At 63.9% G+C, this 2875-nt stretch carries 2 protein-coding genes; both read left to right on the top strand.

Going from position 1 to position 2875, the window contains the following annotated elements; translation table 11 throughout:
* Nucleotides 1–45: 45 nt before the first annotated feature.
* Nucleotides 46–2439: a heavy metal translocating P-type ATPase gene (locus OC610_RS24725; RefSeq protein ID WP_264431614.1), complete on the top strand. Its 2394-nt coding sequence runs from the start codon at nt 46–48 to the stop codon at nt 2437–2439.
* Nucleotides 2436–2831 carry a Cu(I)-responsive transcriptional regulator gene (gene cueR / locus OC610_RS24730; RefSeq protein WP_264431616.1) on the top strand — a complete coding sequence of 132 codons (396 nt, stop codon included), beginning with the start codon at nt 2436–2438 and terminating at the stop codon, nt 2829–2831. The genes OC610_RS24725 and cueR overlap by 4 nt, the downstream gene beginning before the upstream one ends.
* The last annotated feature ends 44 nt before the right edge of the window (nt 2832–2875 follow it).

Raw genomic sequence — 2875 nt, forward strand, 5'->3', positions numbered from 1 at the left:
TGGCAAGGTTGATCCTGTGGTCATCCACTACAGGGAGCCTGCCCCATGTCCGAATCCACCACCTTTGATCTGCCGATCTCCGGCATGACCTGTGCCAGCTGCGCCGGACGGGTCGAGCGAGCCTTGAGCAAAGTCACCGGCGCCAGTGCTGTCAGTGTCAACCTGGCGACCGAACAGGCGCGAATCCAGGCCCCGGCGGACAGCTTGCCAGCGCTGATGCAAGCCGTTGAACAGGCCGGCTACAGCGTCCCTGTCCACACCCTGGAATTGAACATCGAAGGCATGACCTGCGCATCCTGCGTCGGGCGCATCGAACGGGCGCTGGGTAAAATCGCCGGCGTGAACCGGGTCAGCGTCAACCTCGCCAACGAGCGGGCGCACCTCGAGTTGCTCGGGCAGGTTGATCCGCAAACGCTCATCGATGCGGTCAAGCGCGCCGGTTACGATGCCAGCGTGTGGCAGGCCGAGACACCTCAAAAAAACCAAACCGATCACCTGCACCGCGAACGCCTGGCCTTGCTGATGGCGATCCTGCTGTCCGTCCCGCTGGTCTTGCCGATGCTGTTGCAGCCGTTCGGCGTCCACTGGATGCTGCCAGCCTGGGTGCAATTCGCGTTGGCGACGCCGGTGCAATTCATCTTCGGGGCGCGTTTTTACATCGCAGCTTTCAAAGCGGTACGCGCCGGAGCCGGGAACATGGACCTGCTGGTCGCCCTGGGGACCAGCGCCGGTTACGGGCTGAGCCTCTATGAATGGGCGATTGCCCAGCCCGGCAGCATGCCGCATTTGTATTTCGAAGCCTCAGCCGTGGTGATCGCCCTGGTATTGCTCGGCAAATACCTGGAAAGCCGCGCCAAACGACAAACCGCCAGTGCCATCCGTGCCCTCGAAGCCTTGCGACCGGAGCGGGCAATTCAAGTGATAGATGGCGAAGAACAGGACGTCGCCATTAGCGCCCTGCGCCTGGATGACCTGGTGTTGGTCAAGCCCGGCGAACGTTTCCCGGTGGACGGTGAGGTGATCGAAGGCCAGAGTCATGCCGACGAGGCGCTGATCAGCGGCGAAAGCCTGCCCGTGCCCAAGCGGCCCGGTGATAAAGTCACCGGCGGCGCGATCAACGGTGAAGGCCGCCTGCTGGTGCGCACCCAGGCCCTGGGCACCGAGACGGTGTTGGCGCGCATCATCCGCCTGGTGGAAGACGCCCAGGCAGCCAAGGCGCCCATCCAGAAGCTGGTGGATAAAGTCAGCCAGGTATTCGTACCCGTCGTGTTGATCCTGGCCCTCGCCACGTTGGTCGGCTGGTGGCTGTACGGGGCGCCGCTGGAAACCGCGCTGATCAATGCCGTCGCCGTGCTGGTGATTGCCTGCCCATGCGCCCTGGGCCTGGCGACACCGACGGCGATCATGGCCGGTACCGGCGTGGCCGCCCGCCACGGAATTCTGATCAAGGATGCCGAGGCGCTGGAACGTGCTCATGAAGTCAGCACGGTGGTCTTTGACAAGACCGGGACCCTGACGTCTGGCACGCCGCGCATCGCTCACCTGGCCGCCCTTGATGGAGACGAAGACATCCTGCTGAGCCTGGCCGGCGCCTTGCAACGCGGCAGCGAGCATCCCTTGGCCAAAGCGGTGCTGGACGCCTGCAGCGAGCGTGGCTTGACCGTACCGGACATCAGCGACAGCCAGTCCCTGACCGGGCGCGGCATTGTCGGCAGCCTCGACGGACGCCGCCTGGCCTTGGGTAATCAACGCCTGCTGGAGGAACTGGGCCTGACACCCGGCTCGCTGGGGGAATCGGCGCGAGCCTGGGAGACCGAAGGTCGAACCCTGTCCTGGTTGATCGAACAAGGCGCCACCCCTCGGGTCCTGGGCCTGTTCGCCTTCGGCGATACCCTTAAGCCTGGCGCCAGCGCCGCCGTTCAAGCGTTGAATCAACGCGATATCGCCAGCCACTTGCTCACGGGGGACAACCGCGGCAGTGCCCAGGTGGTCGCTCAAGCGCTGGGGATCGCCAATGTCCACGCGCAAGTGTTGCCGGCTGATAAATCCGCCATCGTTCAAGCATTGAAAAAACACGCCGTGGTGGCGATGGTCGGCGACGGCATCAATGACGCCCCCGCCCTGGCTGCCGCCGACATCGGCATTGCCATGGGCGGCGGCACGGACGTGGCGATGCACGCCGCCGGCATCACCCTGATGCGCGGTGATCCGCGCCTGGTTCCAGCGGCATTGGACATCAGCCGCAAGACCTACGCCAAGATCCGCCAGAATCTGTTCTGGGCCTTCGTCTACAACCTGATCGGCATCCCGCTGGCAGCCTTCGGCTGGCTCAATCCGGTACTGGCCGGCGCAGCGATGGCGCTGTCCAGCGTCAGCGTGGTGAGCAATGCATTATTGTTGAAGTTCTGGACACCCAAGCACTTGGAGGACAAGCGATGAACATCGGCGAAGCCGCCCGCCAGAGCGGCCTTAGCGCGAAGATGATCCGGTATTACGAATCCATCGGCCTGCTCAGGGCGGCCCATCGCACCGACAGCGGCTACCGGATCTACGGCACGGACGATCTGCACACACTGGCCTTCATCAAGCGCTCCCGCGACCTGGGGTTTTCACTGGAAGAGGTCAGTAAATTGCTGACGCTCTGGCAGGACCGCGAACGCGCCAGCGCCGACGTCAAGGCGCTCGCTCGGCAACATATCGACGAGCTGAACCAGAAAATCCGCGAACTGGCGGAACTGCGCGATACCCTCCAGGACCTGGTGGAACACTGCCAGGGCGACCATCGTCCCGACTGCCCGATTCTCAAGGAGTTGGCGTCGGGATGCTGCTAGCACTCATGCCCTGTGGGAGCGAGCCTGGACTGGAAAACCCGGCC

Source organism: Pseudomonas agronomica (assembly GCF_025917275.1).
Taxonomy (GTDB): Bacteria; Pseudomonadota; Gammaproteobacteria; order Pseudomonadales; family Pseudomonadaceae; genus Aquipseudomonas; species Aquipseudomonas agronomica.

Excerpts from the sequence above, each read along its gene's own strand:
- OC610_RS24725 (WP_264431614.1), top strand. The coding sequence starts at position 46 with ATGTCCGAATCCACCACCTTTGATCTGCCGATCTCCGGCATGACCTGT.
- cueR (WP_264431616.1), top strand. The coding sequence starts at position 2,436 with ATGAACATCGGCGAAGCCGCCCGCCAGAGCGGCCTTAGCGCGAAGATG.